General features: G+C 72.5%; 12 protein-coding genes and 1 tRNA gene. 4 read left to right on the plus strand and 9 right to left on the minus strand.

Annotated elements, in window-relative coordinates; genetic code table 11:
- Window positions 1-60 precede the first annotated feature (60 nt).
- From OF819_RS03365 to OF819_RS03390, 6 genes are all read right to left on the minus strand, one after another.
- On the minus strand, window positions 61-1,590 hold the full coding sequence (locus OF819_RS03365; RefSeq protein WP_416370464.1) for a DUF2252 domain-containing protein: 1,530 nt from the start codon (window positions 1,588-1,590) through the stop codon (window positions 61-63).
- Between the two features lie 151 nt (window positions 1,591-1,741).
- Window positions 1,742-2,377, minus strand: coding sequence for a response regulator transcription factor (locus tag OF819_RS03370; RefSeq protein WP_323748890.1), 636 nt, complete (start codon window positions 2,375-2,377; stop codon window positions 1,742-1,744).
- 208 nt (window positions 2,378-2,585) lie between these two features.
- The gene (locus OF819_RS03375) at window positions 2,586-4,262 is read right to left on the minus strand and encodes a sensor histidine kinase (protein ID WP_267241806.1); all 1,677 of its coding nucleotides are present in this window, start codon (window positions 4,260-4,262) and stop codon (window positions 2,586-2,588) included.
- 456 nt (window positions 4,263-4,718) lie between these two features.
- Window positions 4,719-6,191: an NAD(P)/FAD-dependent oxidoreductase gene (locus tag OF819_RS03380; protein WP_267241771.1), complete on the minus strand. Its 1,473-nt coding sequence runs from the start codon at window positions 6,189-6,191 to the stop codon at window positions 4,719-4,721.
- On the minus strand, window positions 6,188-7,444 hold the full coding sequence (locus tag OF819_RS03385) for an MAB_1171c family putative transporter (RefSeq protein WP_267241772.1): 1,257 nt from the start codon (window positions 7,442-7,444) through the stop codon (window positions 6,188-6,190). The genes OF819_RS03380 and OF819_RS03385 overlap by 4 nt, the downstream gene beginning before the upstream one ends.
- 3 nt (window positions 7,445-7,447) lie before the next feature.
- Window positions 7,448-7,969, minus strand: coding sequence for a toxin-antitoxin system, toxin component (locus tag OF819_RS03390; RefSeq protein ID WP_267241773.1), 522 nt, complete (start codon window positions 7,967-7,969; stop codon window positions 7,448-7,450).
- Between the two features lie 559 nt (window positions 7,970-8,528).
- Between OF819_RS03390 and OF819_RS03395 the strand changes: the two genes are divergently transcribed.
- Both OF819_RS03395 and OF819_RS03400 read left to right on the plus strand, forming a co-directional pair.
- Window positions 8,529-8,918, plus strand: a complete 390-nt coding sequence (locus tag OF819_RS03395; protein ID WP_267241774.1) for a chorismate synthase — start codon at window positions 8,529-8,531, stop codon at window positions 8,916-8,918.
- Complete coding sequence (locus OF819_RS03400; RefSeq protein WP_267241775.1) at window positions 8,915-9,346, plus strand: shikimate kinase; 432 nt, start codon at window positions 8,915-8,917, stop codon at window positions 9,344-9,346. Before OF819_RS03395 ends, OF819_RS03400 begins: the two co-directional genes overlap by 4 nt.
- Before the next feature lie 185 nt (window positions 9,347-9,531).
- Here the strand turns inward: OF819_RS03400 and OF819_RS03405 are convergent, their stop codons facing one another.
- Both OF819_RS03405 and OF819_RS03410 read right to left on the minus strand, forming a co-directional pair.
- Complete coding sequence (locus OF819_RS03405; protein ID WP_267241776.1) at window positions 9,532-10,419, minus strand: helix-turn-helix transcriptional regulator; 888 nt, start codon at window positions 10,417-10,419, stop codon at window positions 9,532-9,534.
- Between the two features lie 86 nt (window positions 10,420-10,505).
- On the minus strand, window positions 10,506-11,597 hold the full coding sequence (locus OF819_RS03410) for an IS110 family transposase (protein ID WP_267241777.1): 1,092 nt from the start codon (window positions 11,595-11,597) through the stop codon (window positions 10,506-10,508).
- Window positions 11,598-11,852: 255 nt separating this feature from the next.
- Between OF819_RS03410 and OF819_RS03415 the strand changes: the two genes are divergently transcribed.
- The gene (locus tag OF819_RS03415; protein ID WP_267241778.1) at window positions 11,853-13,376 is read left to right on the plus strand and encodes an MFS transporter; all 1,524 of its coding nucleotides are present in this window, start codon (window positions 11,853-11,855) and stop codon (window positions 13,374-13,376) included.
- 187 nt (window positions 13,377-13,563) lie between these two features.
- Here the strand turns inward: OF819_RS03415 and OF819_RS03420 are convergent.
- Window positions 13,564-13,650: transfer RNA gene (locus OF819_RS03420), tRNA-Leu, on the minus strand.
- A 370-nt stretch (window positions 13,651-14,020) separates the two neighbouring features.
- Between OF819_RS03420 and OF819_RS03425 the strand changes: the two genes are divergently transcribed.
- Window positions 14,021-14,456: DUF3662 domain-containing protein (locus OF819_RS03425; protein ID WP_267241779.1), on the plus strand; the 436-nt coding region annotated here is incomplete at its 3' end.

Genomic DNA, 14,456 nt, shown 5'->3' on the forward strand with positions numbered 1-14,456 from the left:
CTCTGGGGGCCTCCCCCTCCCCCCTCCCTCCCCCGGTAGGCCGCGCTGTCTCCGTAAGCGTCACACGCCCAGCTCGGCGGCGATGCGGCCGGTCTTGATCGCGGTGAGCAGGGACGCGTGGTCGGCTTCTGTGCGATCCGCGTAGGTGACCGCGAAGGCCTCTATGGCCGTGTCCAGCTCTTCGCTCTTGCCGCAGTAGCCGGCTATCAGCCGCGGGTCGGCGCTGTGGGCGTGGGCCCGGGCCAGCAGGGCGCCGGTCATGCGGCCGTAGTCGTCGAGCTGGTCCGGGGTGAGCGCGGCCGGGTCCACGCTGCCCTTGCGGTTGCGGAACTGACGCACCTGGAACGGCCGCCCCTCGACCGTCGTCCAGCCCAGCAGGATGTCGCTGACGACCTGCATCCGCTTCTGCCCGAGGACGACCCGGCGACCTTCGTGCTCCACCTGGGGCGCCGCAAAGCCCGCTGCGGGCAGATACGGCAGCAGCGCCGAGGCGCGGGCTTCCTTCACCTGGAGCACCAGCGGCTCGCCCCGGTGGTCGAGCAGCAGCACCACATAAGACCTCGTCCCCACGCTGCCCGTGCCCACGACGCGGAAGGCCACATCGTGTATCGCGTACCGGGCGAGCAGCGGAAGCCGGTCCTCGGAGACGGTGTCCAGGTATCCGCCCAGTGCCGAGGCGACGGCGGCGGCCTCCTCGTCGGGCACGCGCCGCAGCACCGGCGGGGCGTCCACGAAGTGGCGGCCGCCGTCCTCGGTGCGCCGTGTCGACTTGGCGGCGAACCGCGCGCTGGTGTTGTTGCGGGCCTTCTGCGAGACCCGCTCCAGCGTGCCGAGCAGATCTCGGGCGTCGGTGTGGGAGACGAGCTCCTCATCGGCGATGGCGTTCCAGGCGTCCAGCGCCGGGAGTTTCGCCAGCAACCGCATGGTGCGCCGATACGCTCCGACCGCGTCATGGGCGGCGGCCCGGCACAGCGTCTCGTCCGCGCCGGTCACCCGGCCCGCCAGGACCAGCGACACCGCGAGCCGCTTGAGGTCCCATTCCCAGGGGCCGACGACCGTCTCGTCGAAGTCGTTGAGATCGATGACGAGGCGGCCCCGCGCGTCGCCGTACAGCCCGAAGTTCCCCGCGTGGGCGTCGCCGCATATCTGCGCGCCCACCCCGGTGACCGGTGTGCCGGTCAGGTCGTGCGCCATGAGGCCGGCCGAGCCGCGGAGGAAGGCGAAGGGCGAGGCGGCCATCCGGCCGACCCGTATCGGCGTCAGCCCGGGGACCCGGCCCCGGCTGGACTCCTCGACGGCCTGGACCGCATCCGGCCTCCCGTGCGGCAGGGTCAGCGCATCGTGCGAGGACCGCGGCACGCGCGCCCGCAGCGCTTTCCCCTTCTCCTTCGGCGACAGCTCCTCGGCCGCCGGAGCCGCCCCAGGCTCCGCGTCTCTCCCGCTCCCGCGCCCATGCCGGCGCGGGGCGAAGCCCGGTACGTGCGGGATCCGCCCGCCGCCCAAGGCCGTGCCGCCGACCGCACCGCCGGCCGCATCGCCCTCCGCCGCACCTGCCGCCTCACCAGCCGTCCCGCCCATGGCGTGGTCCATCGCGTCCTCGGCCTCGTACATGGCGTGCCGCCCCCGATCCGTTTCCGTACCGCCACAACCAACATCAACGGGTCCCGACCGTACCGCCGCCGCCCCGCGGCCGTCTGCCCCTGTGGATAACCCCGCGACGGCCCCGGAAGGGCCGCAGCGCCTACAGGCCCGCGTCTCGCGCGAGCAGGGCGGCCTGCACCCGGTTATCGCACTCAAGCTTCGCCAGGATGCGGCTCACATAGGTCTTCACCGTGGCCTCGCTCATATGCAGCCGCCGCCCGGCGTCCGCGTTCGACAGCCCCTCGCCGAGCAGCGCCAGCACTTCCCGCTCGCGTTCGCTCAGCGCCGCCACACGGGCGCGGGCCTGCTCGGCGCGGGCCGCCGCCCGCCCCGAGGCGAGCTGGTCCACCACATGCCGGGTCGCTCCGGGAGAGAGGTAGGCGTCCCCGGCCGCGGCCGCGCGCACGGCGCGGATCAGTTCCGCGGGGGCGGTGTCCTTCAGCAGGAATCCGGCGCCGCCGTGCTCCAGGGTCCGCAGTACGTTCTCCCGCTCGCCGAAGGTGGTGAGCACGATGACCCGTGTCGCGGGAGCGGCCCGGCGCAGCTCGCCCAGGGCGGTGAGCCCGTCCATGACGGGCATCTGGATGTCGAGCAGCACCACATCGGCGTCGTGGGAACGGGCCAGTTCGACGGCCTCGCGCCCGTTCGCGGCCTCCGCCACCACATCGATGGCGCGGTCCGAGGTGAGGATCATCCGGATGCCGGCCCGGATGAGGGGCTCGTCATCGGCGATCACCACCTTGATCGCGGCCCCGGAGGACCCGGAGGACCCGGAGGGCCCAGGGGACCCGAAGGCCTCGACAGCCTCAGAGGACCCAGCCGACTCTCCCGGCCCCGCCGACCCGGTCATCGCACCACTCGCATCTCCGTCACCGCAGCCACGGCCATACCTGCCACAGCCGCACCAGCCACGGCCACACCGCACACCCGTCGCGTCACACGCCCTATCTTCTAACCTCGTACGTCTTCTTCTCGATCAGCTTGCCGTCCTTGAAGCAGAACCGGAACACCGGCTCGGTGTCGATACTCTCCCCCACCTCGGACGACATCAACACCAGGCACTCCGCGCCCTCCGGCGGCTTCGGCCCCTTGCCCTGCAGTCCCAGGGTGGCGATCGTCTCGCCGTCCGGCAGCCGCTCCCGCACCTCGTTCTCGTCGGCCCCCACCTGCACGCGCGCGTACTCGGCAGGCTCGATCATCCCCTTGTCCATTTCCCCTGCGAGGAACACCATTCCGAAGACGGCCACGGCCGCCAGCGCGACCATCGCCGCCACAGCGATGCCGCATCCGAGCAGCACATTGCCGACCCGGCGGCGGGGGTGCGCCGCGCCGGCCTCCCCCGCCGCGAGCAGATCAGCGTCCGGGTCGGTGGCCGACGCCCCCGCCGAGGAGGCATCGAGGAACGGGGAGGCGGCCTCCACCCCTCCGTACGGCAGCACGCCCGCGACCCGGAAGCCACCGCCGTCCGCAGCCCCGGCATAGACCATGCCGCCGACCAGCCGTGCCCGCTCCCGCAGCCCGGTCAGCCCCTGCCCGCCGCTGACGGCCGCGCCGGGCGTCCCGCCGCCGTCCGCCGGGCCGTTGACAACCTCGATCACGAACGAGTCCGGCTCATACCTCAGTTCGACGCAGATCGCCGCGCCCGGGGCATGTTTGTAGGCGTTGGTCAGCGCCTCCTGCACGATGCGGTACGCGGCGTGGTCGGCGGCCGCCGCCAGCGGCCGGGGTTCCCCCGCGCGGCGCAGCTCCACCCGGTTTCCGGCCGCCCGGCCGGCCTCGACCAGCGCGTCGATGCCCGCGGCGCCGCGTCCGGCTCGCCCGGACTCGTCCGGCGCCGGATGCGCCCCCGCCGAAGCCGACGGCCCCGATGCCCCCGCCAGAGCCGCCCCCGGCGGCTCCGGGGCTTCGACTCCGTCGCGGAGGATCCCGACGACCTCGCGCAGCTCGTGCATGGCGGTCACCGACGCCCCGCGCAGCACGGCGACCGCCTCCCGCTGCCGCTCGGTCAGCTCAGGGTCCACCTCCAGGGCGCCGGTGTGCACGGAGATCAGCGCCAGTTGGTGGCCAAGGCTGTCGTGCATGTCCTGGGCGATCCGCTGGCGCTCGCGCAGCCGCGCCTGCCCGGCCACCATGGCGCGCTCGCGCAGCAGCTGGGCGTTGCGTTCCCGGAGTGCGTGCAGGAGGGTGCGGCGCTGCGTCCAGTAGCGGCTGGCCAGGCCGGGCACGACCGCGGTCGCGAGGAAGTAGAGGGTGATGAGGAGCGTCAGGAACAGCGGAGCCTGTCTGCCCTCTTCGTTGAGCAGCGTGACGCCGATGCAGACGGCGTACGCGGCGGTGAACGCGGCCAGTGCGCGGCCCGGCCCGGCGATCCTGCGCCCGGCCGACCAGCCGACCACGACCAGCAGTGGCATGAAGCCGCCGAGGTGCGGGATGAGCGCGGCGGTGACGATCAGCACGGTGGCGGGCAGCCGCCGCCGCAGCAGGGAGAGCAACACCGCCGCGAGGGCGACGGCCAGGGTCCGGAATCCGCCGCTGGTCAGCAGTTCCTCGGTGCCGGCGGCCATGACGCCGAGGACGAGCGCGACCACCGCCTCGACGGCGGTCCGCCGCGGCGACCACATGTCGGGAGGGGCCAGCCACTTCCAGCCGTCCCGGATCCGGCTGTCCCGGATCCGGCTGCCCCATGCGGCCCCCGCGCGCCGGGCGTTCTCTCCCCGGCCGTGCCCTCGCCGGGCGTTCGATGACGTGTCCACCCGGGCACCCTAGGCAGCGCCCGCATCCGCCGACGGCCCACTTTCGTCGCGCCCACCCGAGACGATCGTCGCCGCTTCGTCCCGAAGGCGCGCCCCCGTCAGCGCGCCCCGTCAGCATGTCCGGTCCGCGCGTCCCGTCAGCACGCCCCCGTCAGCACGACCCCTTGGCCCGCACCTCCGCACAAGCGCCTTACGCGCCCGCCCGCACGCGCTTAGCGCCGGGCCCCGCGGGCCCCTCACGCCAAAGGCCCCTCACGCCACAGGCCTCTCACCCCGCGCCCGCGTCCCACGGCCTCTCACCCCGCGCCCGCATCCCACGGCCTCTCACCCCGCGGCGACCTCCCCCGCGGCGGCCGCCCGGGCCGGTATGAAGCCGTCGGGCCCGGTGGCCGCGCGCCGTTCCGCGGCCGTCAGCGGCGGGCCGGCGAGCGGGCTTCTGCCGGGGCCGCGCAGGGCGCCCACCACGATGTCCGGGTGCAGCCACGAGGTGATCGGCTCGGACATGGTGAGGACGCCCAGAAAGGCCCGGGTCAGCTGGGCGCGCCCCGTGGCCGCGAGGGCGAGCCGGTCGACGTACCGGTTGGCGAGCGCCGCGCCCGGCCGGGGCGGGCGGCCCTCGGCCAGGGCGCCCGGGTACAGGATGTCCTGCGAGGTGGCCAGCTCCCAGGCCAGCCCGGTGGGCCGGGCGATGGCCCGCTGGACGCCACGGGCCAGGCCCGGAGCGCGCAGCCCGCCGTGCCGCAGGGCGTCGCGGAGGTGTACGAGGCTCTGGGCGGCCACGCTCATCCCCTGGCCGTACAGCGGGTTGTAGGTGGCCACCGCGTCCCCGGCCACGACGAACCCCTCGGGCCAGCTTTGGGCCCGCTCGAAGTACCGCCGCCGGTTGACAGTGCTGCGGGAGAGCGTGACCTCCCGGGTCAGCGGCTCGGTCCCGGCGATCAGCTCGCCGACGACCGGGTGCCGCACCGCACGCGCGAACGCCTCGAACTGGTCCGGGTCGCGGGTGGGTTCGCCGCCGCGGGTGCCGGAGAGCGTCACCAGCCAGCGTCCCCCTTCCACCGGGACGATCGTCGCCGTCTGCCCGGGCGCCGGGTCGCCGGGGTCGGACTGGACGTTGACGATGGGGAAGTTCTCGCTGCCGGCGGGGGCCCGGTAGGCGCGGCTGGCGTACACCAGACCCGAGTCGACCTCGGCCTGTTCGATGCCGTCCACGCCCAGCGCCCGCAGCCAGTCGAGGGCGCGGGAGCCGCGGCCGCTCGCGTCGAGGACCAGGTCGGCGTCGAGCAGGCGCTCCCGGCCGTCGGGGCCGGCCACCCGCACTCCGGTCACCCGCTCGCCCGTGCCGGTGAGGGCCAGCATGTCGTGGCCCGTCAGGACGCGGACGCCGCGCAGGCTCAGCACCCGCTCCCGTACGGCCCAGTCCAGCAGGTCGCGGGAGCAGGCGATGGCGTACTGCATCTCCGGCCAGCGTCTGAGCCAGCCCTTCGCGGTCAGCGACACCAGGCCGGTGGGCAGCGGGATGCGCCGGGCGCCGGCGGCCAGCCAGCGGCTTGTGATGCCGGGCAGCAGCTGTTCGAAGGCCCGCGCCCCGCCTGACCACAGCAGATGCACATGGCGTGCCTGGGGCAGGGACCGGCGCGGCTGAGGCCCTTCGGGCAGCACATCGCGTTCGACGACCGTGACCTCGTCGGCGAAACCGGCCAGTGCCGCCGCCCCGAGCATGCCGGCCAGGCCGCCGCCGATGACCACGGCACGGCGCGCTGCGGTGGAAGGGGCGGGCGGGGTGGGAGGCGTCATCGCGGGCTGCTCTCTCTCGGGGCCGCTTCCTGGCGTGCGGCGGCGACGATGGGGGACTGCAGGGCGTTCGACAGCTGTACCAGCCGGCGGCGTCCCGGGCTGAGGACCGCGGTGAGCGCCATGGCCGCCGTGGCGGCGCTCTCCTCGCTCACCGGCGACGGGCCCGGTCCCCCGTCCGGCTCTGGGCCCGGCCCTCGGTCCAGCTCCGAGCCCGGCTCCGGGCGGCGGGACCGCGACTCCACGGCGGCGGCCACCATGGCCGCCACGCCGACCACGGCCGCCCGGTCCTCGCTCGCCCCGCCGGCGGCGGCCGTGTCATGGGCGCGCCGCCGGACGAGGTCGTCGAGGTACGGCTGGAGCCTGAGCAGCTCGTCGTGGATGACGGTCTCCCGCACGGTCAGCAGCATGTCCGGCGCCGACCACCACGGGATCCGCGGCATCGCGGCCCGCTGCTGCGCCGGGCCGCGCAGCAGCCGCCACAGCGGGCCAAGGCGGGCGTGGCCGGTCCAGGCCCGGCAGGCGTCACTGAGCTGCGGCCCCAGCAGCGGCAGCAGGAATCCGACGGTCACGGTCAGCCCCCCGGCGGCGACGAGGGGCGGCGCGACCGAGGTGCTCAGGACGTCCCAGTCCCGTCCGGTCCAGCGGGCGGCGACCGCGGCGAGCTTGGCGATCCCGAAGAGGAGGTTGAGCACAAAGCCGGCGACGAGCACGACAAGGCCGGCGCGCAGCCACTGCCGCACCTCGCGCGCCCAGCGCAGACACAGCGTGGTCGTCACCACGGCGGAGACCATATGGGCGGTGAGATAGGTGACGATCATCTCCCGGATGTACGGGGTGGTCGCGTAGTACGTGTCCAGGTCCCGCAGCCGTTCGACGGGGGCGTCGCCCAGGAAGAAGAAGACGGGCAGCGCGGTGATGGCCGCCGCGTAGACGGCGGACCAGGCACGCGACCTGGCCCGGACCTCCTCCGGGGCCCCGCCGCGCCAGTTGACGATGAGCAGCAGGCAGGCGCAGCTGAAGGCGGAGGTGAGGCTGTAGACCAGGGGCGCCGAGACATTGGGGACGCCGGTCAGGTCGTTGACCGCGCGGATGGTGGGCGGGGCGGCGAAGAAGAAGCAGCAGGCCGCGGTGAAGATCAGGAAGTTCACGGAGCGCACCAGCGGATCCCGCCAGCCGCGCCGCAGCGCGGGCAGCTTGGCGAGGAAGGCGATGCCCAGGGCCACGGCGGGCACGTAGTAGTCGGTGTTCCGCACGTGTCATCCCCGGCGGCGCCCGAGCGAGGCCTGGATGCGCCGGGCCAGCTCGCTGCGCGGGGTCTCCTCGTCCGGCGCGTCCTCCAGCCAGCCGCGCAGCCGTGTCGCGAGGTTCAGCCCGAAGAACTCCGCGGCGGCCTCCTCGGCCTCGCGGAAGTCGGTGCGCGCCGCCACCTGGAGCGCGGCGTTGAGGTCGGCGTCCTCCGTGAGCAGCCGTGCCGCCACCGCGGTGCCCGCCTCGTGCTGCCCGCAGTGCCCGGCGACCATGTGCCATGCCTCATGGCCGAAGATCACCAGCTGGTGCCAGGGGCTGGTGTGCTCCTGGACGCAGATCATGTCGCGGTCGGCCAGATCGAGGTACAGCCCGCTTGCGGTGCCCGGGGGAAACGTCACTGCGCGCCAGAGGACGGGCCTGCCGCGCCGCTTCTGCAGCTGGGCGCAGAGCGCGTCGAGCACCTCCTCGGGCGTCGACGGCCTGGCCAGCCCCGCCAGCGCACCCGTGAGTTCGTCGCGCAGCTCGCGCATGGCGCCTTTCGTGCCCACTTCACTCCCCCTGGTCGGCGGCAGGTTCGCTGGACCCGGTCGGCGTCTGTCGCGCTCCGCCCGGCGCGCGGCTGCGCCGAACGCCGTTGACGATAGGCGTGGTTGCTGGGTGCCGCCGTCAATACTAGGCATCATCGTCGCGGCGGGACCGGTGATGCGTAAGGGGCTGCGCTGCCTGTGCCCGCCGCCGCGCGGGTCGGCTCCGCAGCGTATCGGCGTGCGTACGGGATGGCGCGCGCCTACGCGGCGCAGGTTTCGCCGTGGATCGTCAGCCCCCGGGGAGCAGTGCTGGTCCCGGGGTCTCCTCCCCTGGCCGGCGGCCGGGGGAGGAGACGCTGCCGTCACGCTGTCGTCAGGTGCGCGAGGTCGTTCGCGTACTTCTCGATGAAGGCCGGCGACAGCCGCGGGATCTCGCCCGCCGGGCCGAGGCGTGCGCCCTCGACTGCGGCCTGGAAACGGGCGGAGGGGATCGCGGATCCGTTGATGACGGCCTCCGGTTTCCGGTGTGCGTCCAGGAGCGGGAGTATCGAGTGCTTCCGCTGTGCTTCGGGAGCCGCACGCAGGGCCGTCTCGAACCGGGCGAGCCAGTCGTCGTAGTCGTCGACGCGGTCGATGCGGTGCCCGGCCCGGCCGCTCCGGCGGCACCGAGGGCGGCCTGACCACCGGGGAACTCCTGCGTGTACGGGCCGCGATGAAGCCGATCGCGACCGTGCCGCGCGCACTGGCCGCCGTGGACGTCGCCACCGGTGAGGCGACCGCCGCCCACCACCAGCGCTCGGACGTCTGCGCCGTGCCGGCCGCCGGGATTGTGGCGGAGGCGATGGTGGCGCTGGTCCTCGCCGACGCGGTGGCGGAGAAGTTCGGCGGCGACAGCACCGCCGAGACCCGTCGCAACGTCACCGGTTTTCTGGACCACTTGGAGATCGCATGACCTTCCCTCTCGCCGTGCTCATCGGACCGCCCGGCGTGGGCAGGACCTCGGTCGCGAAGATCCTCGCGGCCCGCACGGGGACGACGGCACGCGACACCGACCAGGACGTCGTCCGGCTCACGGGCTGTTCCGTCAGCCAGATCTTCGCCGAGCGGGGCGAGCCGTACTTCCGCTCCCTTGAGCACGAGGCGATCCGCGCGGCACTGCGCGAACACTCCGGAGTGCTCGCCCTGGGCGGCGGGGCCGTCGTGCACCCTCGACACGACCCTGGGCGTCCCGGGCCTCTCCGCCGAGGACGCGGACCAGGCCAAGGAGGCCTTCGTCACCGGGTTGCACGCGGCGATCGGCGTCGCCGCCGCGCTCACCTTCGCGCTTGGCTTCCTCGCGGTGCGCTGGCTGCCGCGCGAGGAGCGGGACGCGGCTGCTGAGGAGTTCCCGCGCCGGCAGGAGCAGGCGGTGTCCTGAGCTCTGGCGCACCGGCGCACACCCGGCACACTCCCTCCCGTACGACGCCCACCCCTTCCGGGCGTCGTACGGGAGCGGCCGTTCGGCGCGCTGTCCGCTCAGTGCCGACAGTCCGCTCAGTGCCGACAGTACGGTCTGGTCAGTACGGTCAGGTCAGTACGGCCTGGTCAGTGCTGTCCGGCTCCGGTTCGCCGGCCCGGCCGCTCTGCTGGGTCAGGACCCGCACCGCGTCGGCCGAGGTCGAGTCGTTCGCGGTGTAGACCTCGACCCGGTGGTCGGGGCTGTCGGGCTGGAGCCACACCTGGTAGTCCACGTTCACGGCGCCGACGGTGGGGTGCTGCAGGTGCATGGCCCCGACGGTGCAGTCGGAGACGTCGCCGGTTGCCCACATCGTCGCGAAGTCGTCGCTGCGCATGGTGAGTTCCCCGATCAGGCCCGCGAGCCGGGCGTCAGTCGGGTACCGACCCGCGGTGAGCCGCAGATAGGCGACATGGACGCGGGCCAGCTCGTGCCAGTTGCGGTACATGTCGCGGGTGTGGGGGTCGAGGAAGAACATCCGGGGGATCGACGGACGCTGCTCCTTCTCCCGCGGCGCCTCGTAGGAGATGTGCTCGGCGAAGAGCGCGTGCCCGGTGCGGTTCCACGCGAGCACGTCCCCACGCCTGCCGAGGACGATCGCGGGGATGGCCTCGCCGAGTGACTCCAGGAGCGTGAGGACGCGCGGATGCGGCTCCTCGGGGGGCGGTTCGCTCAGGCCGGGCTTCGTGGGCTGCCGGGCGAGATTGTGCAGGTGGACGGTTTCCACCTGGTCGAGCCTGAGCACCCGGGCCAGCGCGTCGAGCACCTGCTCGGACGCCGTGTCGGCCTGCCCCTGCTCCAGGCGCGTGTAGTACCCCGCGCTCACTCCGGCGAGCTGAGCGAGCTCTTCACGCCTGAGGCCGGGGACCCGGCGGGAGGTGCCGTAGGTGCGCAGGCCGATCTCGGCCGGAGTGACCCGGTCACGGCGGCTCTTCAGGAACGTTCCGAGGCTCTCCATGCGTTCGAGCCTAAGACGCGGGCCAGGCCTGTGGGTGTACCTGTCGGGTGTACCCACGGCACGGGGATGGAAGCCCCTATGTTTCGTCAAGCGGCAGAAGGGAGTTGACTCGCGGCCAGGGGTTGGATGTGCCGGTAGAGCTCGCGGGCGACGTATCGCTTCAGACACCGGATGATCTCGCGCTTGGACATGCCCTCGGCGGTGCGTCGCTCCAGATACTTCTGGGTACGTTCGTCCCAGCGTATGCGGGTCATCACAACGCGGTAGAGGGCGGCGTTGGCTTGGCGGTTGCCGCCGCGGTTCAGGCGTCGGCGCTGGGTCTTGCCGGAGGATTGCTCGACCGGGCTGACGCCGCACAGCGCGGCGAAGGATGCTTCGTCAGTGATCCGATCAGGGTTGTCACCTGCGGCGATGAGGAGTACTGCGGCACTGTCGGGCCCGACACCGACCAGGTCCAGCATCTGGGGCCGGCAGGCGCGGACGGCCCTGGTGGTGCGCCGGGTGAGCTCTTTGACCTCGTCGGACAGGTGCTGGACTCGGCGGGCAAGCAGACGCATCGTGAAGACGGCCTCGCCCCGGTCATCGACGTCGAGGGACGCGCAGGTGGCAACCAGCGCAGGGTTGCTCAGGCCGGTGAGGAGTTCGCGCAGATCTGGGTCGATGGACATGAGGACGGCCTTGAGCTGGTTCAGCGCCTGAGTGCGGGCCTTGACGGCCGATTCCTTGGCCAGCCGCAGGACCCGCATGTCCTCCACGGGCCCGTCCGCGCTCTTCGGCACGGTGGTGGCCCGTCCGGACAGCACCGCGCGGGCGGCCGCGTCCGCGTCGATGGCGTCGGTCTTGCCGCGCTTGCGCCGGGTGGCACGGTCGGGCTGGTTGATCTCGACGACGTCGATGCCCTCCCGGCGCAGGACCCGGGTCAGCGCGGTCCCGAAGGATCCCGTGCACTCGACCCCTGCCCGGTGCAGAACGCCGAACGACCGTCCCCAGGAAAGCAGTTGGCGATAGCCGACGGCGGTGGTCGGGAACTCCTGGTGGGCGAGCGAGGCGCCCAGGGTGGTGATGACAGCGGCGACGTGGATGTCCTTGTGGGTGTCCACCCCGAGGATCACCTCCTCCGCCGCCCCAGGGACCTGCTGCGCGGGCAGCGTCGGCTGGGGCATGCTGGTGACGGTCACGAGGCTCCTTGGACTGGGGCTGGTGGCTGACACCGGTCCGGTGGGCGGTCAGAACTGTGACGGTGCTTTGTGCAGCAAAGCCCCTATCGGGACACGTTCACCGGGCCGGCGGCAGTACGCACCGCAGGAGGCCGGGGCCGACAGTTCCACTCCAAGGCAGCTGCGGCCAGTTGTCGCACGGGTCAGGCTCCGGCCCCCTGCGGCACATCACGATCCTCACAGTTGTCGCACTCGCGGCGCCGGACCGTCGAGGGCATGACTCAACAGCATGCGCACACCTCACCCGGCCTGCGGGCCTGGCTCGGGCTCATGGTGATCCTCGGCCCGGTCCTGCTGGTCTCGATGGACGGTTCGATCCTCTTCCTGGCGATGCCGAGCATCACCGAGGCCATCTCGCCCACCGCCGACCAGGCGTTGTGGATGCTGGACATCTACGGCTTCGCCGTGGGTTCCCTGCTGGTCGCCTTCGGCAGCATCGGCGACCGCTACGGCCGGCTCAAGCTTCTGATGATCGGCGCGACCGTGTTCGGCATCGGATCCGCCGGGGCGGCGTTCGCGCCGAACCCGGAGCTTCTCATCGCCTGCCGGGCGCTCATGGGCGTGGCCGGCGCGACCCTGCTGCCCTCGGCGCTCGCGGTGCTGAGCGAACTGTTCCCCGACGCGAAGCAGCGCGCCCGAGCGATCGGGATCTTCGCCGCCGCGTTCGCGGCCGGGTTCGCCATCGGCCCGGTCGTCGGCGGCACCCTGCTCGGGCAGTTCTGGTGGGGCTCGGTGTTCCTGGTCAACCTGCCCGTCATCGCCGTCTTCCTGGTGCTCGCGCCGGTCCTGCTGCGCGAGGTCCGGGCGACCCGGACCGGTCGCGTCGACCCGGTCAGCGTCGTGGCCTCTGCCGGGGGCCTGCTGCTTACGATCTACGGCATCAAACACCTGGCCGCGGACGGCTTCTCGGTCCTGCCGGCGGTGACGGGGCTCCTCGGCCTTGCGGTCCTGACGTTCTTCGCGCTGCGCCAGCGGCGCCTCGAACACCCTCTGATCGACTTCTCCCTGTTCCGCGACCGCACCTTCACGATCGCGATCACCACCGGGCTGCTGCCGCTGGCGGCGTGGTCGGCGGCGGCGTACCTGTCCGGCATCTATCTTCAGTCCGTCCTGGGCCTGGGCGTCCTGCACGCGGCGCTGCTCGCGCTCCCCGGAGCGGCAGTGCTCACCATCACCTGCATCGTCACGCCCGCCTTCGTCGACCGCATCGGCAAGAAGGCCGCGCTCATCAGCTGCCACTTCACCATCGCCGGCGGCCTGCTGCTGCTCCTGCCCACCACCGTCACCGGCGGCATCGGCTGGTACGTCGCCTCGACCATGGTCGCTGGAGTCGGCTACGGCATCTCCTTCAGCGTTGTCGCCGACACGGCAGTCGGCGCGGTCCCCGCGGAGCGTGCGGGTTCGGCCGGTGCGATCGCGGAGACCAGCAACGAGATCGGCAACGCCCTCGGCATCGCGATCCTCGGGTCGCTCGCCGCACTGATCTTCCGCCTCCAGGGGCCGGACCTCGCCCCCACCCTGGACGAGACGCTCCAGCTGCCGGGCCTCGTGCCCGCGGCGCTCCAGGACGCGAAGGGCGCCTTCGTCACCGGCCTGCACGCCGCCGTCGTGGTGGCCAGTCTGCTCCATGCCGCGCTCGGGGCCGTCGCCCTGCGCTGGCTCTCCCAGCCGACCGCCGGCGACCCCGAGTCGAGCGGCGCCGACGAGCCCGCGCGGGAGCAACTGGCGGGCAAGGCCTGACCGGGCCTGTGCAAAACCCTCAAGCATGACTGCCGGCGACCAGAGGGTCGCCGGCAGTCATGCTTGACCAACCCCGCACCAACCCAAGCACCCCAGACACCCCCCGGACACAGCGAAACGGCCGCCATCGTGATCACGATGACGACCGTTTCGTCGTTGCTCAGAACACCGATCCGTCGGTGCTCCGTGGTGCGCGAGGGGGGAGTTGAACCCCCACGCCCTTTCGGGCACTGGAACCTGAATCCAGCGCGTCTGCCTATTCCGCCACCCGCGCATTGGGTGTTGCTTGGCGGCCTCACCTCGTCGGTGTGACTGCCTGGCGACATCCAGAACATTAGCACGCTGCTCGGGGTGGATTCACATCCGTTTGTTTCACAGGCGCACAAGCGAGACAGACAGGGAACAGAACCGGTACGGGGACGGAGTGCGGACCAAGGGGGTGGACTCTCTCTCCCCGAGGCCCCTCCGGACGGCCCCCTCCAGCGAGCGCCGCGGGTGCGGGACACTGTCAGGAGGCCGCCTCTACGATCCGTGTGAGAGGTGACACTCATCGACGGGGCAGACAAGGGGAACCAGCCGATTTCCCGACGCGTGGATACGATCAGTAAGCAGTACCAGGACGACAACGACGGAGGAGGTGCCCCATGGGAGTCCTGAAGCGTTTTGAGCAGCGCCTCGAAGGCCTGGTCAACGGCACCTTCGCCAAGGTGTTCAAGTCGGAGGTGCAGCCCGTGGAGATCGCGGGCGCCCTCCAGCGTGAGTGCGACAACAACGCCTCGATCTGGAACCGCGAGCGGACCGTCGTCCCCAACGACTTCATCGTGGAGCTCAGCGCGCCCGACTACGAGCGGCTGAGCCCGTACTCGGGGCAGCTCGGCGACGAGCTGGCCGGGCTGGTCCGGGACTACGCCAAGCAGCAGCGCTACACCTTCATGGGCCCGATCAAGGTGCACCTGGAGAAGGCGGACGACCTTGACACCGGGCTGTACCGGGTGCGCAGCCGCACGCTGGCGTCGAGTGCGTCACAGTCGCCGGCGGGGCAGCAGGCGCCCGGAGCGCCCGCTCCCGGCGCGGGACCGG

This window comes from Streptomyces sp. PR69 (genome assembly GCF_026420845.1).
Taxonomy (GTDB): Bacteria; Actinomycetota; Actinomycetes; order Streptomycetales; family Streptomycetaceae; genus Streptomyces.

What these genes read in the sequence shown, in the direction of transcription:
- OF819_RS03365 (WP_416370464.1), bottom strand. Translation starts at nt 1,590, where the DNA reads ATGGACCACGCCATGGGCGGGACGGCTGGTGAGGCGGCAGGTGCGGCG.
- OF819_RS03375 (WP_267241806.1), bottom strand. Translation starts at nt 4,262, where the DNA reads ATGTGGTCGCCGCGGCGGACCGCCGTCGAGGCGGTGGTCGCGCTCGTC.
- OF819_RS03380 (WP_267241771.1), bottom strand. Translation starts at nt 6,191, where the DNA reads ATGACGCCTCCCACCCCGCCCGCCCCTTCCACCGCAGCGCGCCGTGCC.
- OF819_RS03390 (WP_267241773.1), bottom strand. Translation starts at nt 7,969, where the DNA reads ATGCGCGAGCTGCGCGACGAACTCACGGGTGCGCTGGCGGGGCTGGCC.
- OF819_RS03400 (WP_267241775.1), top strand. Translation starts at nt 8,915, where the DNA reads ATGACCTTCCCTCTCGCCGTGCTCATCGGACCGCCCGGCGTGGGCAGG.
- OF819_RS03405 (WP_267241776.1), bottom strand. Translation starts at nt 10,419, where the DNA reads ATGGAGAGCCTCGGAACGTTCCTGAAGAGCCGCCGTGACCGGGTCACT.
- OF819_RS03415 (WP_267241778.1), top strand. Translation starts at nt 11,853, where the DNA reads ATGACTCAACAGCATGCGCACACCTCACCCGGCCTGCGGGCCTGGCTC.